This window comes from Argonema antarcticum A004/B2, from assembly GCF_023333585.1.
Classification (GTDB): domain Bacteria; phylum Cyanobacteriota; class Cyanobacteriia; order Cyanobacteriales; family Aerosakkonemataceae; genus Argonema; species Argonema antarcticum.
On record NZ_JAIQZN010000011.1, the window covers coordinates 41110 to 57439 of the forward strand.

Annotated in this window: 20 protein-coding genes; 10 read left to right on the forward strand and 10 right to left on the reverse strand. The window is 44.3% G+C overall.

The annotated features are described in order from the left end of the window. Positions 1-96: 96 nt before the first annotated feature. The 3 genes from LAY57_RS07240 to ndhC are packed head-to-tail and all read right to left on the reverse strand — an operon-like array spanning position 97 to position 1683. Positions 97-597 carry an NAD(P)H-quinone oxidoreductase subunit J gene (locus LAY57_RS07240; protein WP_249065714.1) on the reverse strand — a complete coding sequence of 167 codons (501 nt, stop codon included), beginning with the start codon at positions 595-597 and terminating at the stop codon, positions 97-99. Further along, a complete protein-coding gene (ndhK, locus tag LAY57_RS07245) occupies positions 590-1330 on the reverse strand; it encodes a photosynthetic/respiratory NAD(P)H-quinone oxidoreductase subunit K (RefSeq protein WP_249065715.1) in 741 nt (246 codons plus the stop codon). Before ndhK ends, LAY57_RS07240 begins: the two co-directional genes overlap by 8 nt. Beyond that, on the reverse strand, positions 1321-1683 hold the full coding sequence (ndhC, locus tag LAY57_RS07250) for a photosynthetic/respiratory NAD(P)H-quinone oxidoreductase subunit C (RefSeq protein ID WP_249065716.1): 363 nt from the start codon (positions 1681-1683) through the stop codon (positions 1321-1323). The genes ndhK and ndhC overlap by 10 nt, the downstream gene beginning before the upstream one ends. A gap of 183 nt (positions 1684-1866) precedes the next feature. Here ndhC and LAY57_RS07255 point away from each other — a divergent pair, with 183 nt between their 5' ends. The 6 genes from LAY57_RS07255 to LAY57_RS07280 all read left to right on the forward strand — a co-directional run bounded on the left by LAY57_RS07255 (position 1867) and on the right by LAY57_RS07280 (position 4439). After that, positions 1867-2202, forward strand: coding sequence for a rubredoxin (locus LAY57_RS07255; RefSeq protein WP_249065717.1), 336 nt, complete (start codon positions 1867-1869; stop codon positions 2200-2202). A 195-nt stretch (positions 2203-2397) separates the two neighbouring features. Further along, complete coding sequence (locus LAY57_RS07260; protein WP_249065719.1) at positions 2398-3402, forward strand: photosynthesis system II assembly factor Ycf48; 1005 nt, start codon at positions 2398-2400, stop codon at positions 3400-3402. Between the two features lie 212 nt (positions 3403-3614). Further along, positions 3615-3863 (forward strand): cytochrome b559 subunit alpha, encoded by a 249-nt coding sequence (gene psbE, locus LAY57_RS07265; RefSeq protein WP_249065721.1) that lies wholly within the window; start codon positions 3615-3617, stop codon positions 3861-3863. Positions 3864-3885: 22 nt separating this feature from the next. Continuing rightward, positions 3886-4023: a cytochrome b559 subunit beta gene (gene psbF, locus LAY57_RS07270; protein WP_249065723.1), complete on the forward strand. Its 138-nt coding sequence runs from the start codon at positions 3886-3888 to the stop codon at positions 4021-4023. Positions 4024-4032: 9 nt separating this feature from the next. Beyond that, on the forward strand, positions 4033-4155 hold the full coding sequence (gene psbL, locus LAY57_RS07275; protein ID WP_249065724.1) for a photosystem II reaction center protein PsbL: 123 nt from the start codon (positions 4033-4035) through the stop codon (positions 4153-4155). Positions 4156-4319: 164 nt separating this feature from the next. Continuing rightward, positions 4320-4439, forward strand: coding sequence for a photosystem II reaction center protein J (locus tag LAY57_RS07280; RefSeq protein ID WP_249065726.1), 120 nt, complete (start codon positions 4320-4322; stop codon positions 4437-4439). A 226-nt stretch (positions 4440-4665) separates the two neighbouring features. Here the strand turns inward: LAY57_RS07280 and LAY57_RS07285 are convergent, their stop codons facing one another. The 3 genes from LAY57_RS07285 to LAY57_RS07295 form a co-directional block, all read right to left on the reverse strand. Next, a complete protein-coding gene (locus LAY57_RS07285; RefSeq protein WP_249065727.1) occupies positions 4666-6738 on the reverse strand; it encodes a type IV pilus assembly protein FimV in 2073 nt (690 codons plus the stop codon). Positions 6739-6820: 82 nt separating this feature from the next. After that, a complete protein-coding gene (locus LAY57_RS07290; RefSeq protein ID WP_249065728.1) occupies positions 6821-7225 on the reverse strand; it encodes a type II toxin-antitoxin system VapC family toxin in 405 nt (134 codons plus the stop codon). A 5-nt stretch (positions 7226-7230) separates the two neighbouring features. Then, on the reverse strand, positions 7231-7467 hold the full coding sequence (locus tag LAY57_RS07295) for an antitoxin family protein (RefSeq protein ID WP_249065730.1): 237 nt from the start codon (positions 7465-7467) through the stop codon (positions 7231-7233). Between the two features lie 131 nt (positions 7468-7598). Here LAY57_RS07295 and LAY57_RS07300 point away from each other — a divergent pair, with 131 nt between their 5' ends. Then, on the forward strand, positions 7599-7970 hold the full coding sequence (locus LAY57_RS07300) for a PIN domain-containing protein (protein ID WP_249065731.1): 372 nt from the start codon (positions 7599-7601) through the stop codon (positions 7968-7970). After that, entirely contained in the window at positions 7970-8179 is a 210-nt protein-coding gene (locus LAY57_RS07305; RefSeq protein WP_249065732.1) for a hypothetical protein, read from the forward strand. The genes LAY57_RS07300 and LAY57_RS07305 overlap by 1 nt, the downstream gene beginning before the upstream one ends. A 222-nt stretch (positions 8180-8401) precedes the next feature. On the opposite strand, the gene LAY57_RS07310 is transcribed toward LAY57_RS07305, so the two are convergent. After that, a complete protein-coding gene (locus tag LAY57_RS07310; protein WP_249065734.1) occupies positions 8402-8872 on the reverse strand; it encodes a hypothetical protein in 471 nt (156 codons plus the stop codon). A 194-nt stretch (positions 8873-9066) separates the two neighbouring features. Here LAY57_RS07310 and LAY57_RS07315 point away from each other — a divergent pair, with 194 nt between their 5' ends. Both LAY57_RS07315 and LAY57_RS07320 read left to right on the forward strand, forming a co-directional pair. Then, complete coding sequence (locus LAY57_RS07315; RefSeq protein WP_249065736.1) at positions 9067-9915, forward strand: DUF4384 domain-containing protein; 849 nt, start codon at positions 9067-9069, stop codon at positions 9913-9915. A 36-nt stretch (positions 9916-9951) separates the two neighbouring features. After that, positions 9952-12885 carry a tetratricopeptide repeat protein gene (locus tag LAY57_RS07320; RefSeq protein ID WP_249065738.1) on the forward strand — a complete coding sequence of 978 codons (2934 nt, stop codon included), beginning with the start codon at positions 9952-9954 and terminating at the stop codon, positions 12883-12885. A 72-nt stretch (positions 12886-12957) separates the two neighbouring features. Here LAY57_RS07320 and LAY57_RS07325 read toward each other — a convergent pair whose 3' ends face one another. The 3 genes from LAY57_RS07325 to LAY57_RS07335 all read right to left on the reverse strand — a co-directional run bounded on the left by LAY57_RS07325 (position 12958) and on the right by LAY57_RS07335 (position 16211). After that, on the reverse strand, positions 12958-13713 hold the full coding sequence (locus LAY57_RS07325; RefSeq protein ID WP_249065739.1) for a hypothetical protein: 756 nt from the start codon (positions 13711-13713) through the stop codon (positions 12958-12960). A 32-nt stretch (positions 13714-13745) separates the two neighbouring features. After that, entirely contained in the window at positions 13746-15278 is a 1533-nt protein-coding gene (locus LAY57_RS07330) for a hypothetical protein (protein WP_249065740.1), read from the reverse strand. Positions 15279-15404: 126 nt separating this feature from the next. Further along, positions 15405-16211, reverse strand: coding sequence for an Rpn family recombination-promoting nuclease/putative transposase (locus LAY57_RS07335; protein ID WP_249065741.1), 807 nt, complete (start codon positions 16209-16211; stop codon positions 15405-15407). Positions 16212-16330 lie beyond the last annotated feature (119 nt).

A 16330-nucleotide genomic window follows, 5' to 3' on the forward strand; every position in this document is an offset into this window, starting at 1 on the left:
GGGAGTGGGAGAGTGGAGATCTTCCCCGTCTTCCCTCTTCCCTCTTCCCCTAGTCCCTAGCCCCTAGCCCCTAGCCCCTTCTTCCCCTATTCCCCTTTAATGAGCATCCTGTAACTCGTAAAAATCTGGGGAGATGTAATCTTTCCGCAGGGGCCAGCCGACCCAATCTTCCGGCATTAAAATTCGCTTCAGGTTTGGGTGTCCTTCGTAGATAATGCCGTACATATCGTAGGATTCCCGTTCTTGCCAGTCTGCGGTTTTCCAAATCCAATACACGGAAGGCACTCTGGGGTTTTCCCTGGACAGAAATACCTTGACCCGGACTTCTTGGGGGCGATCGGCATAATCGCTCACTTTAATCAAATGGTAAAAGCTGACCAAATCCTGACCTGGCCCCGCATCGTAGCCACCTTGACACTGAAGGTAGTTAAAGCCGTAGGCGTAGAGAGCTGTGCAAAGTGGGACGAGGAAATCTTGCTCAACTTTGATAATTTCCACACCCTGATGATCTGCTTCCAAAACCTCATGGTCAAAACCGTTTTCTGTTAGCCAACGGGAAACAATACCGGCTTCCACGAGTTGAGATTCTTCAGCCACGTTCGACCTCCTGCTTCTGTGCTGTCATCAAAGCTGGTGGGACGGGTGTGCCGATCGCTTCCGTCAATTCCTTCGGTGGTGCTTGGCGAGTGGGCGACTGGATATACTTTCCGGTCAAGATAGCAGGCACAGCCTTCATCTTATGAGTTGTGCTGTAATAGCGATGAGTTTGGCGCAATTTGGCTCGGTCTTGAATAGAATCGTTGCCGATTTTCTTCCGCAGTTTGACGATCGCATCCATAATCGCTTCTGGACGAGGCGGACAGCCCGGTAAGTAGACATCCACCGGAATGAGTTTATCCACACCGCGAACGGCGGTTGGGGAATCGACGCTGAACATTCCGCCCGTAATTGTGCAGGCTCCCATAGCGATGACATACTTAGGCTCTGGCATTTGCTCGTAGAGACGAACCAGAGCCGGGGCCATTTTCATGGTGATTGTGCCAGCGGTGATGATTAAATCGGCTTGTCTGGGGCTAGAACGAGGCACCAGACCAAATCGGTCAAAATCAAACCGAGAGCCGATCATCGCCGCTACTTCAATAAAGCAACAGGCCGTACCGAACAGCAGAGGCCATAAGCTAGAGAGACGCGCCCAGTCGTAGAGGTCATCAACTGTAGTGAGGATGACGTTTTCCGAAAGGTCTTGAGTGACAGAAGTGCGCTGAATAGGATTGAGGATTATATCTTTGTAGTCATCCTCTGGAGTAAGAGTTTGAGAGTTTATGACCATTCCAGGGCTCCTTTGCGCCATGCGTAAACGAGTGCAACGACAAGAATCGCTATAAAGATCAGCGCTTCAACAAAGGCTAGAAGTCCCAGCCTGCTGAAGGCGACAGCCCAGGGATACAGGAAAACCGTCTCAACGTCAAAGATGACGAAGACCAGGGCGAACATATAGTAACGAATGTTGAACTGAATCCAAGCTCCCCCAATGGGTTCCATGCCCGATTCGTAGGTAGTGCGCCGCTCTGGGCCGCGACGACTGGGCCGGAGTAGCTTCGACGCGGTGAGAGCAAGGACAGGCACTAGGCTGCAAACAATGAGGAAGCCTAGCAAATACTCATAGCCACTGAGGACAAACACAATTAATAGCTACCGCTTTGGCGAAAGGACGTTTGTTACTTATTTTTACATTTTGACAGATAGAAGAAAAGAGGGAGTACTGAGTCTTGACGAGGCAAGAATATTCCCAATGCCCAATGTATGTCATAATTTGTAACAGAGTTTTTAAGCTTTGACCTCTAACTTTATTTTTTTGCGTGAGCTATGAGCAATCAAGCTGTTGATGCCAACGCCCTGGATCAGTATGAATGTAGAGCTTGCGGCTATGTTTACGAACCTGATAAGGGTGACAGTAAGCAGGATATTTCGCCGGGAATTTCCTTTGAAGAGTTAGCTGCTGATTGGCGCTGTCCTGTTTGTGGGGCGCGGAAGTCGCAGTTCCAAAATATTGGCCCTAAAGGATCTCCATCTGGATTCAAGTCAAATCTTGGTTATGGTCTGGGTGTGAACAGCTTAACGCCAACGCAGAAGAATTTACTGATTTTTGGCGCTTTAGGACTGGGGGTTTTATTCTTTCTTAGTCTCTACGGTTTGCAATGAGAGTTTGACTCTTATTGTTAAATACGAGGGTCAAACAAAGCTAAGATCTCACAATTTTGAGGATTGATTGCCTTACAATTGGATAAAGCCGAAAACTAAGGCGTTAAAAATCAGGCTTGAAATCCTCCGTTATCTTCAAACAGATAACTACAATCGAGTTTCCACTCTTCAGGTTTTACAGATATTTCAAAAACAATGCGATCGCTCTTAAAATCCTGGCAACGAGTAGGAGTACTGCTGGCGGTTGCCCTGCTGTGTCTGGCTTGCAGTAAAGTACCCTCGATAAGTCAAAACCCTTGGCAAGTCGTTTCTCTACCGACAAATGCCAATTTGATGGATATCGCTTTCACCGGCAACCCCATGCACGGATGGTTAGTCGGCAGTCAATCTACGCTGCTAGAAACAACGGACGGCGGCGAAACTTGGCAAAGCAGAGAACTGGATTTGGGCGGACAAAAGTACCGCTTTAATTCGGTAAGTTTTAACGGTCAAGAAGGGTGGATTGTAGGGGAACCTTCTCTACTGCTGTACACCAATGATGAAGGAAAAACTTGGTCTCGCATTCCGCTGTCGGAAAAGCTTCCGGGTAATCCCAATACTGTGCTGGCGCTGGCACCCCAGTCGGCGGAGATGACGACAGATGTGGGAGCAATCTATAGGACTACAGATGGTGGCCAAACGTGGAAAGCTTTGGTGCAGCAAGCTGTAGGGGTGGTTCGCAACATTTCTCGATCGATCGATGGCAAGTATGTGGCAGTTTCTGCTAACGGCAGCTTCTACTCTACTTGGCAACCAGGACAAGATGCCTGGGAACCCCATAATCGCAATAGCTCCCGGCGCGTGCAGAATATGGGTTTTATTAAAGATGGTGGGTTGTGGATGCTGGCTCGTGGGGGCCAGGTTCAATTTACCGACCCGGAAAAACCAGATGAGTGGCTGGATGCAGATTATCCAGAGTTTTCAGCTAGCTGGGGATTGCTGGATTTAGCTTTTCGGACGCCTGACGAAATTTGGGTGGCTGGTGGCGGCGGTAATTTGCTGTGCAGTTTCGATGGCGGAAAAACTTGGCAAAAAGACCGCGAGGTTGAGGATGTGCCTTCTAATTTCTACAAGATTCTGTTTTTGACGCCGGAAAAGGGCTTCATTATCGGTCAAAGAGGGACTTTGCTGAAATATCAGGGTACAGTTGAAGCTGCTTAAAGGCTGTACTAGCCCCCCTTTGCCCCTGCCCCCCAAATCTGGGGGAACCGGACTTTACTCCCCCCAGATTTGGGGGGCAAGGGAGGGCGAAACAAGAAATATGGCGTAAGTCCTGGAAAAGTTTTTATTTGCCTGGGCGGCTTGCTTGTTAGAGCTTGTAATGTTTCGTATCATATTCATTAAGCTTCGATCTTGTTGAAGGAGGAACCTGAATGGCTGGCACAACTGGAGAACGTCCGTTTACGGACATTGTTACGAGCATTCGTTATTGGGTGATTCACAGTATCACCATCCCAGCGTTGTTTATTGCTGGCTGGCTATTTGTACAGACGGGTCTGGCATACGATGCTTTTGGCACGCCTCGGCCTAATGAGTACTATACTCAAGAGCGTATAGAATTACCCATCTTGAGCGATCGCTACGAAGCGAAGCAGCAAATCGAGCAGTTTATCGAAAAGTAGTTTCAATCATTGGTTTTGAATTATGACAAGCAACACCCCCTCCAATCAGCCGGTTTCTTATCCGATTTTTACAGTGAGATGGCTGGCGGTTCATACTCTGGCTGTTCCTACGGTGTTCTTTGTAGGGGCGATCGCAGCAATGCAGTTTATTCACCGATAGGAGTAACAAATGCCAACTAGAACTCCCAATACCAATAATCAGCCTGTTGAGTTAAATCGGACTTCTCTCTTCTTAGGCTTACTTCTGATTTTTGTTCTCGGTATTCTGTTTTCCAGTTATTTCTTTAACTAATCGCTCTCGTCCCTCGCCATAATGCACTCATTTGGCGGCGGGATATAGGCCAAGAAAATGGATGTACGGAGTTTTGCAATCTTTCCAGAGGGGTACTTCACCTAGCTGGAATAGATTGTGTTTCGATAGAAAGAATTTAATGCTGTCATGAAGAGGTAAAAGCTGTGTCTGGAAGTGGAAGAATACCTTTGTGGATCGTGGCGACTGTCGCCGGAATTAGCGCTCTCACCGTTTTGGGACTTTTCTTTTACGGTTCTTATGCCGGTATAGGATCTGCTTTGTAAGTATTGCCCCAACTTGAAATGAGAAAAACCGCCGATCTAATTTGGAAAGGCGGTTTTTTAATTTTGGATTTTAAATTTTATAGCAACTGCCAAGGCGGTTAAGACAACTCCAGCTCTTACCTGCTGGTTCATAATCCCTTACGGAGTAACCTTTTCCCTCTTCCCTCTTCCCTAGCCCCTAGCCCCTAGCCCCTAGTCCCTAGCTATAGATTTTAGATTTGTGGGATTAAACATCTAAGTCATCTAAGGGAAAGGTCGGGAGATCGGGGGGAATGACGTTGCGATCGATTGTGGCTTTATGGCTTTCTCGCTGGGTGTGTATTTCGACACCGATCGCCTCAAAGCGAATTGCCAAACAACCCAAGGGAACTGTTACTTGAGTCATAGATTCGAGTTTTCCCCAAGGATCGGGGACAAAATCGCCGATCCAGCGTGGACTTTCCAGGATCGATCGCGTTTGGCGGTCTAAAACCCACAGTTTCACACCCAGTCGGGGCTGCCGCAGGGGCATTTTAATACGGATACGTACTGGCTGTCCGCCTATCAGTTCGCCTTTAGGCACTTCCAATTCGGGCATTGGGATACCCTCATCCTGAGAAATTGTCGCACTTTCTGATGAAAGCAGATCTGGATTACTGCTCAAATCTTGTGTCTGACTCTTAGTAGCTTTTTGTGGTAGGGGTTCTAGTGGCTCATCGTCTACGACAATTTCGTAGGCTGTCAAGTCAGCTTCTGTCCCAGTAGATCGATCGCTTAAAATTGCGGGTAATTCTGCTTGAGTGTTGTCTGTGTCTAAGATGTCATCGATATTCAACTCGGCGGACAATTCAGCGTCAGTCGCTAAAGAATTCAACCGCGACCAAAAACGATCTTCGAGTTTCAAGGATTGAAAAGCTATGTCCTCTGGGGACGGCTCAGCATCAGGCTGGGTTTCGGTTACTTCGGTTTGCGGTTCGGCTACTTCGGGTGCTGCTGTTGCCGCTTCTGGAGTAGAATCCTGTTCGGTTATGGATGGGGAGACTTCCTCAGTCTCAGACTCGGTAGATTGTACTTCCGATTCGGCGGCGGTCAAATTTGCCGACTCAGACTCAGCCTGAGTTTCGGTGTTGGCAGCTGGGGCAAATTTAGAAGTATTGCCAAATGTCGGCAGATCGAGCCGTTTAGAGGCCGATTTTGTCGGATCTGGTTTGTGAAGTAGGGGGGGCAAAGACTGACCGACTGATGGTTCTAAGGGTCGGAACAGGGGAGTTTTCGAGATTTCTTCGCGATCGTCTTCTGTTGTCCCTTTTCCAGACTCTGCTGATGCGGGGTCAAAAAAGTCTGTTTCGTTCTGTTGTACGCTTTCCGCAAAGGCACTCAGCAAGTCATCCAAATCGGCTGTAATGCTAAAGGATTTGCTTGCCAGAACTAGCGGTGGGTCGTCTGGTGTTTCTGTGGCGTTATAAAGAGTTATTTCTCCCAAAACCAAATGGGTTTTGCTGTTAGGCGGGATTTCGATATCGCAGGCAAAGGTAAAAGGGATCGCTTGTGCTGATAACAGTTGCTGGCGATCGGCTAAAATCTTGGCATTCTGGGGATCGCGCAGGCGAATTCGCAGTTCTCCACTAAAGATGGGTGGGGGGCTAGCAGTTCGATCTTCTGATGTTTCTGGAAGTGCAACTTGTCCCGATAGGTTTATGGGCTGTCCGTGACGGGCGATATAAGTTTGCTGCTTTAGGATTAGCAGAAGCGGGTGAGAGTTGGCGTTTGTTGGTTTTGGCGATAAAACTGGTGCCCAGGGATTTGATTCCTCCGGTGCGGCGGTTTTCGGTGGAATATCTGGGTTTGACTGGGCTTCTGGAATTGGAGACTCTGTTGGGAGGACTGGTGACTCGCTTATGTCCCCTAATTCGGCTAGGGAGACGCCTGCACTGCCATCTTCAGCGGCTGCTTGGGCGGGAGTATCTTCAAGCGTTGGCAGCACTTGCAGGCGAAGGGTGTGCTTCCAGGAATCGCCCATCAAATCGGTGATTAAGTCTGGACGACAGCGCAATTCCCAGATTCCGGGTTTGAGATGGGTAAAGGGAATTAGCACCATTAACCCTTCTGAGTTGGTGCGGCGCGATCGCTTTTGCATTCGACGCTTAGGCGGATCTTCGTCGGTGGACTGATGGATAATCCGAATGTCCACTTCGGTATCTGTACGGCCCGATCGAGCAAGGATGCGATATCGACCTTGCTGGAGTTCGACATCTGGCGATTCTAGGGGTTGCCAGGTGCGATCGCCTTCTTTTTGGATTAGAAATTCCCAATATTCCATCGGTCACTGGAAAGATAGCACCAACCAACCTTAATCGTAAACCAGGGAGAAGGATAGAGCAATTGGTTGAGATAGCTCTATGCTAATTGAGCCAGTTGAGTACCTGAAGATGGGGTATCCGCTGAAAGTGAGCTTGGTTGTTTGTTACTACTGCTACCTCTAGCACCAATGCGGAAGCTGCAATTAAAATATCTGCATCTCCGGTAGGCAATCCACGTTTTTTCAAATCTGCGTATATATCTGCTGCTTTTATTACAATCTCATCTGTTAGGGGTAAAACAATATTTTTGGCGCAAAATTCATTGAATAGGCTTATCTGTTTAGTTGCGCCTTTCGCTTTTAGTCCCCGCAGAATCTCATAGCGAGTGATAATTGAAAAGGTAAACTGACCTTGTTCGGCTAAATATTCTGTCGCTTTCAGTATGACGACTGGATTTTGTCGCATAATGGCGGAAAGAGTATCGGTATCTAAAATAACTTGTACCACAACTTTTATGGGTTATTTTCGGTAAAGAAATTACTGCGAGCGAGTGCAATTTGTTCGATTTCATTTATCTGTTCTTCAGATAAACCTTCGTAGACTTGAGCGGCTAATTTAAGCATTTCTTCCGGGTTTATTTTTGATGCTGTTTCAACTATTAATTTTACGGATTCTCCCTCAGCAATTTCGGGATTAGTTAAAGGGCGGAAAACGCCTTTTTCATAGATTGCGTCTAGAGTTTGTGTCATGCTGTTTGCTTTTTGATTGAATGTGATATAATAGACATAATTAATTATAATCAATTAATATGGATTTGATTTACCTTGACTACAATTGTTTTCAAAGGGGGTTTGACGATCCTTTACAGACAAGAATCCAGATGGAAGCTTTGGCCTGTCAGGATATTTTTATCAGGGCAGATGCAGGAGAAGTGGAACTGGTTTGGTCTTTTATGCACCAAGATGAAACGATTATATGTCCCTTTCCAGAACGAAAATATGCAGTTTTTGGTCTAGCCAGTCTTTGTAAAGTAAGGGTAGGGCCAGAAGAAAAAATATATCAACTTGGACAATCATTTCAGCAATCCAAAAACCTTTCGGCTAAAGATGCGTTACATTTTGCTTGTGCGGTTCATATTCAGGCAGATTTTTTCTTGACTTGTGATGATAATTTGAGGAAAAAAGCTCAACTATTGAATCAGCAGATAGCTATTATGAATCCAGTGGATTATATTAGACAGGAGGAAAGCTAATGAAGAGGGCAAAAATTATGGATGATACAGAAATCAGACTTAAGGGGATAGAGGCTTTACAAAAGTCGCTTGGTTCTGCTGCTGCTTTACGATTTCTCACACTTTTGCATCGGGAACCTACGAATTATGTGGAAGTTTCGCAGCGGCTTTATGAAGGGCAAACGATAGATGAGATATTTGAAAGGGCAAAGCAGAATTGGCAGGGGTAAATTAAGGTGGATTTGTTATATATAGCTTTTGCATTTCGATCATCACCCGCCTGCGATTCAAATCGCAGGCTAATAGCGAAAGTCCTCTGAAGAGGACTATTTATCAGATCATATTTTGGGTGGATAAACGGTACTTCTTGTTTTTTTCCTCAGTCGGATTTATCCGACTTTCGCTATTAGCCTGGGAATTGATTCCCAGGCGGGTGATATATGCAGCGTTAATTATCTGGTCGGAATAATCAGCATCCAAACACGATCGGGAATGCCAATTTCTAAACCAATTGCGCTTTCTTGAATTGCCTTACCCATTTGATAGGAACCCAACAAGATATTTAACAGATGTTGGCGAATAACTGGAAAAGGTGCAAAGGAAGTTACCAAACGAATATTTTCCAGTTCCCATTTATCTTTATCGTTCACCCAACCGCCTAAACTCGGTACGCTGTTGAAGCCACCCAAGGGTTTAATCATTGGCAAAAGATGATTTTTGGCACGCTTAAATTTTTTGGTGGGAATGTGCCATTTGATGTAGGAATCAAGTACATCGATTTGGCTGGGATTTGGGGTTGGTAATTGTGGCGGTGTTATTGTGATAGCGGTTAATTGTAAATGTTGGATTAAAACATTTAGTTCAGGGTTTTGGGATAAGATACTGAGGATAATATCTTTGATGGGTTCGAGATTGTGAGACATGATTTAAGTTTCCTCTTTTGGGTTGGTTAACTTAAATTTATTAAGACATGGCTTTTTATGACTGTCTATCGAGAAATGTAGAGTGCTGTAGATGTAGATTTTTGTAGATTGAAGTAGAGAAACGACAAATTGGTAATGACATTTGCCATAGCTGCGCTTTAATATAAAAGAAGTTAGTAGAGGATGAATTGGGGATGAATTTACCTAGATATGAAGATCACGAGGGAGATTTCCTCAATGCAATGGCAACCCGTTTTGGCTTCACGGGAAAGAATAGCCTGATATTTGAGAAACGTTTTCTCGAAGACAATAGAGAAGTAACTCACGAAAAATTAGTTGGTAATCCTAAGTTCGCAGAAAAGTTGATTCAAGGAACCAAAAACGGTGATGCTTCTCGCATTTTTCGTCAGCAGTTAAAAGCAATTTGTGAAAAACTGGAAACGGCGGGGTGTCCTCCTAGCACTGGTGATGGTCGTTGGGCGAATGCAAAACGCTGGCTACGCGAGGTAGTATTTCCACAATGGGCGAAAGAGCAAGGTTTGGTAGCAGATGCGCCTGTGACTCTCCACCCTTGGGAAAAATTGCTGAAACTGGCTACCCCCACAGACAAAATGGGGCCAAAACTGGCTGGCGTGCTGGATATGGTGGGTGATTACCAAGAATGCGTACCTTTGGGCAGTCACATTATTTTTGAGCTAAAGCTTGAGACTCCGGGATATTTACTGCTGCTGGAAAAAGGCACAACTGGCAGGTTTTGGTGCTTGTGTCCTTCAGTGTTTGCGCCTCAGCCTTACTTGGGTGAGGGTGTGGTTGTTTTGCCCCAGCCTGTTTCGGGGAAAAAATCGTTTAAAATCACTGGCCAAGTCGGTTTAGAGCAGATTGTAGCGATTATTGGGAAGGATAACCCTAGTTTAGATTGGTTGCCAGAGGGAAGCGGGAAACCTTTGCAAATGGAAGAAGGGCATTTGAATGAATTACTGGAATATTTGCAAAGTAGTGGAGATGGCAAAGTTTTCTACACGGAATATACCGTTACAGCATAATTTTGGTCGCTAATTTCAGAAGAGAGAGAGAATCAGGTGGACGAACAACGCATCGAAGCTTATTTCAATTTGATTCAGAAATTACTGAGTTGCGATAGTGAAGATCAACTAGGAATTTTGCAGACTAACCAGAATTTAATAGAGGAAAGATTAGTAGCAGCAATGGAATTAGTAGCAACCATAATGGTAGAGTCGGATAAACCTAATGCCGATTGGTTGCAAAGTTTGGCGGTAATCTTAGGAGAAGCAGTTGTACCTTGGAAACAGCTAAATGAACAGGCTTTATATCTCTACCGTCGCGGTGAATACTCTCACGGGATAATTGTTGCGGAGCAAGCTTTGCAATTAGCACAGCAGCTATTTGGAAAAGAGAACCTTTATGTTGCTGCTAGTTTAAATAATTTGGCTTTATTGTACAAATCTCAAGCTCAATTTAGCAAGGCGGAAGTCTTGCAATTGGAAGCTTTAGAATTGAATAGATTACTTTTGGGCAAAGAACATCCAAATGTTGCTACCAGTTTGGATAATTTGGCGGAAGTATACACTTCTCAAGGGCGGTTTAGAGAGGCAGAACTCTCATACACGGAAGCTTTAGATATGAGAAAACGCCTGCTGGGAGAAGTACATACTGATGTTGCTAATAGTTTAAATAATTTGGCCTTACTGTACTATTATCAGGGGCGCTTCAGCGAGGCAGAACCTTTACAATTAAAAGCTTTAGTCTTATGTAAGCACCTTTTGGGAAAAGAACATCCAAATGTTGCCACCAGTTTGAATAATTTGGCAGAAATGTATAAATCACAAGGGCGGTTTAGCGAAGCGGAACCCTTGTACATGGAAGCTTTGGGCATGAGAAAACGCCTGCTGGGAGAGGTACACCTGGATGTCGCTGGCTGTTTAAATAATTTGGCAGGACTGTACAAATTGCAAGGGCGGTTTAGTGAGGCAGAATGGTTACAATTGGAAGCTTTGGCATTGTGTAAAGATGTTTTGGGCAAAAAACATCCCAACATTGCTACCAGTTTGAATAATTTGGCAGGACTATTGGCAGCTACCAACCGCGCTACAGAAGCACTGACACTTATGTGTCAAGCTACTGAAATCGAAAACGGCATAATTCACCAAATGTTTGCCGCTAGTTCAGAAAGCGATCGCCTCGCCTATCTCGAAACGATCCGATCTAATTTTGATGTCTTTCTCTCTTTAGTTAATTCCCACCTTTCTAACTCTCCTGAAGCAAAACAAGCAGCTTATGATTTGGTACTCAAACGCAAAGCTTTAACTGCCGCCGCCTTTGCTGCTTTCAACTATGCTTTGTATAGCGATCGCTATTCTCACCTCGCACCGCAGTTTAAGGAATGGCAATCTTTAAGGGCTGAACAAATTCACTTAATCTATTCTCCACCCTCACCCGATTCAGAAATTACCGACGACGATTTTCATACGCGCCAAGCAGCATATCAAAAGCGCCTATCTGATTTAGAAACAGAATGCAAAAACTTAGAAAAACTACTAGCATCCCAAGTTCCCGAAATCCAACTGCAACAGGAACTTGAAACTGCTAACCGTCGCGCTGTTGCTTTGGAATTACCAGAAGGTTCCACTTTAGTAGAATTCGTGCGATTTGATGTTTTTGATTTCCAAGCAATCCCGGCGCGTGGGGAATCACAATGGAAACCTGCCCGCTACCTAGCTTTTATCTTACCAGCAAAACAGCCAGATAAAGTAGAGATGATTGATTTAGGAGAAGCGGAATATATCGATAAATTGTTGCGGGTATTTAGATCTTACTTCTCTGGCAAAGGTGACTTGCTGAATATGGCAGATGATGACGAGGAGATCCCTACTTTTAGGAAATACAATCCCGCCTTTGGCATGGAACTGCGGCAAGCGATTTTCGAGCCTATTTCTGCTGTGATAGGCGATAGTAAATCTTTGCTAGTTTCTCCCGATGGCGAATTAAATTTGTTGCCGTTTCAGTTATTGCCCGATGAGACAGGAACGCGATTTTTAATGGATGAGTATACTATCTCTTACCTCAGTGTCGGACGCGATATTTTGCGTTCCCATTTTCAACCAACTCGTCCCGCTACTGCACCTCTAATTATTGCCGATCCTGATTTTGATTTGGGTGGGGCATCTGAAACCCGGTTTCTTGGAGAAACCGGGTTTCTATCGGTGTTGGGCAATAGCTTGGAACGCGCACCAGGTACAAGGTTTCTGGGTGAAGCGGTTGCCAAAAAGCTGGAAGTATCGCCATATTTGGATGCTGAAGCACTGGAAACTCACATTACCAACAACCAATCTCCCAGTATCCTGCTGATTGCTACTCACGGCGTTTTCTTACCTGACTTGCCCCATCAACCACCCACTTTGGAGAATCGGATATTTGGGAGCCGATTTTCTGCTACAAAAGTAGAAAACCCGATGCTGCGTTCTGGACTTGCCTTAGCAGGTGCGAACATCTGGCTATCCGGCGGAACTCTCCCGGAAAAAGCTGGCAAAGGCTTTCTGTTTGCCCAAGATGTAGCCGCACTCGACCTTTGGGCGAACGAACTCACGGTATTATCGGCTTGCAATACTGCGATCGGCGATCTTAAAACAGGCGAAGGTGTCTTCGGTTTGCGTCGCGCTTTTGCTGTCGCCGGAACGAAAACTTTAGTAATGAGTTTGTGGCCTGTTCCAGATAAAGCAACGGCGCTGTTGATGGAGCGATTTTTTGATAATTTGGAACGCGGTTTTGGTCGTTCCAACGCATTACTAGAGAGCCAAAATTATATCCGCAATATCACCGTTAGAGAGTTGCGCCAATCCGAACTCGGTCGCGAAGTCTTAGAAGAATTATTATCACCAAATAATGTATCTTGTCAAGAGGAAGAAAGACCTTTAGAGCATCCTTTTTATTGGGGTGCTTGGGTATGTCAGGGAGAAACAACTGAATTGCCAGTTGCGATTAGTAGGTTGGGTTGAGGTAACGAAACCCAACCTACAATTCTCCGCTTTGTTGGGTTTCGCTATCGCTCAACCCAACCTACAATTCTCCTATCTTTCCAGCCCAGGCGGAGTAAACCTAATTTCAATGCGCCGCCGCGTTGGTTCATCCGCATTACTATTGCTAGGAGGAAAGTATTCTTTTGGCAAAACCAATTGTGCAGCGGAATAGGCACGAAAGTTTAACCCTTTTAAGCGACCTTTCCTTTGAATATCCTCAAGTACTTTCACAACTGCTAATGCTCGCATCAAACCCAAATCTGCATTAGACCCTACTTGAACTTGACTAATATTTCCAATTTCTAGTATATCATCTAAATTGCTATATCTACTACTATTTTTCTGCCCGTCTGTATGACCGATCACCTCTACAACATAGCCTTTATATTCCCTGCCATAACGTTCAATTTGATTGGCAAAATCTGTTTCTATTTTACTACGCAATCCGCTAGGCAAATCTGCTTTGCCTTTTTCAAATTTATATTCACCCGAATCTTTAATTACAATAATCGGCGGTGATTTCAGTCGTTCAACTTGTCCTTCTAGGTTGGTGACTTGATTTGTTTTTTCCTGCAATTTCTGCTGCAAAGAAGCTACGCGCTTTTCTAAGTTTTTCAGTTGTTCTTCACTTTGACTCAGCTTCGTAATTGTCTGTTCTGAAGTTGATTTTAATATGGATGCTTTAACGATAGATAGTAGGAAAAATAAACTCAAAATCATGAAGGCGTTAGACATTAAATCTGTGAAAGCTGGCCAGATGTTGAGTTCTTCTTCATTTGAATTAATATGCCGTGAACGACGACGCACGATCGGCCCCCAATTATTTTTATAGATCTTGCCTAAATTTTGTTTAATTTATCTACTATCTCATCTAATTTTGCTTCATCCACACTATCTCTATTTGACCTCTTTTCTAGTGCTTGTCTCAATCTATAAACTTCATGTTTTGTGTCATCCAAATGATTAATGCCTTCCTGAACATTATCTATGACAACTTGAAGTTGAGAGTTGTTAGTATTGGATTGGTTATTGATAGTTTCGGAAATGCGATCGCCCACCGCCTCAATACCCAGACTAACACCCTCCGTATAGTTCCTCAGCGTCTCCACCAAATTCGTCAGTTCCGCTTGTAATTTATCGAAATTATCGCCTCCAGATTGTAACTCCATAATTGACTGGAAACTCGGCAATGCTTGCTGGAGTTGTGTAAGAATCTCATCGAGAGATTTCTGATGGTTTTGATGCAAATCTAAAAATTGCCCTGATGTCTGATTAATACTGCTGACTTCTTCTTGCAAACTCAAGAACTGCTGACTGGAACGTCGCAGTTCGCTCACTGCTTTTTTTATAGATTGAACCGATTCAGCTAAAATGGAAGCAGAATGAGAAAATTCAGCTTGCGTGCTAGCCATATCTGCTGTCGCCTCGGATAACCTTTGCGGAAATTGGCTATGCTCAAATATTTGGCCCACTTGTTCAAAGCGATCGGCAGTTATCATCATCGCCGCCACAGCATTTGCCAAGTCATTAGCAGATGTTTTAAATTGATTAGCACCGCTAGCTATTGTACCAGAAGATTCCGCAAATCTGGTGTATACCTCTTCTGCTAGTTGAGTAGCTTTAATATTAGCATCGAAAATTTCTTGCAGTTTATCTTTCAGAGAACCTTCCACCGCTTCTCTTACAGTTACCCCAAATCTAGTTAAGAAATTTTCAAATGAATCTGCCATACCATGAACTATTTTATCCAGGCGAGTTTGACCCTGTAGTGTGGGATGATAAACATTATCAAGATAATCTTCTAGAGAATTAATAAGTTGATACTTGACAAGATTAGCATTGAATAGCAAGTTAACTACTGTTAACAAAGCACTAAAAAGTATTCCAGTTAAGCTAGTGGTGAAGGCAATTCCCATACCTTGCAGTGGTACTTGCAATTCGCGCACCAAATCGCTAACATTGCTGGCATTGGTTTGACCGATCGTTTGACTCAGTGCCGACAAATTGATGATAATACCTAGAAAAGTCCCCAGTAATCCAAACGATAGAAGTAAATTAGGGAGAATGCGGCAGTAATAATCAATTTGTTCGCAGGATATTCCCCAAACTGTCTCTTCGCTATAAACTTGATCTATTAATGCTCCAGTATTAACCTGCTCTAAATTACTACTGGCTTCTTTAAACCTTGACTTCAGGTTTTTAACGATGTTAGGTTCCGTTACACTGCTGTTACCAACGAGCAACATTTTAACTTTTACCACTTGCTCCGCCAGATGGCTATGGAGAGCAAAGCGTAATAAAATAGCAGCTATAGATGGCAAAATTACAAGTACGAAAGTGAGAAAAACTAAGTAAGGCGGTACTAGCGGCATGGCAAAAACCTTAAGATTCTGATGATAAACTGTTTCGTGTTCTAAGAGGCTCTTCCGAGCTACCCTCGACTAGGAGGCAGAGTCTGCTAGTTGACGTGACCAGGTTGAACCTGGTCACGCTAAAATTCAGTTATTATCCACAAAATTCTGTAGACTTTGCACTTGTTCAATTGTCAGTCCTGTCAGACTTGCCACTTCCTCTACAGGCATATTTCTTTGCAGCAAAGTACGAGCAAATTTCTCTGTCGCTTGCTGAATACCTTCTTGTCTGCCTTCCAGACGACCCCGCTGAAATCCAGTTCGCAAAATTTCTTGATAAATCACTGATTCCCTCATAACTTCCTCCCGTAGGATTGTTTTAATGACCTCTTCCTTCAATACTAACCCAGCTAAGATGGCGGCAGTACCAACTAAGTTAATTTGTACCCTTCTTTCTGGTATTTCTTCAATCAATTGTGCGGCTTGATTGAGGATTTGTTGGGGATTTTCCGTATTGCTTAACACGGCAAATGGTAATAATCCCACACAATTAGGATTGAGAAATTCACTTGGCTGTCTTTCCCATAAGCGAATCACATCGAATGAATGAGTTGTTCTTTCTAAAACAAAAGAAGTTTGCTGCACTAATTGGGAACCTGTCTTTCGCAAATAAATGACTATTTGACGCATTCTTTTTTGCGGAAAACGACGATAAACGCGCAGGCGATAGTCAGCCATCCGAAAAGGTATTGCGGGATCGGGATCGGTTTGAAACTCTAAATGGAGTACCAAATTATTATCAACATCCTGTAGAATTAGAGAATCTGCTCTAATTGGTTCTAAGGATAATTCGGAAAGACTCAGTAGAGTTAAGTTGACTGGTGAACCTAATAGCCAGGTGGCAATATCGGCTGTGAATTCTTCGGTTATAAATTTGCAAACATTGTCGTACATACACCCATCACAATCTGTGGTTTTTCTCGTGCCAAGGCTGAGCCTGGGAATGGGATATAAGAGGCTCAGCCTCAGTTTTATCAGTAAGGAGGCAGAGCCTCCCAATGAGGTGACCAGGC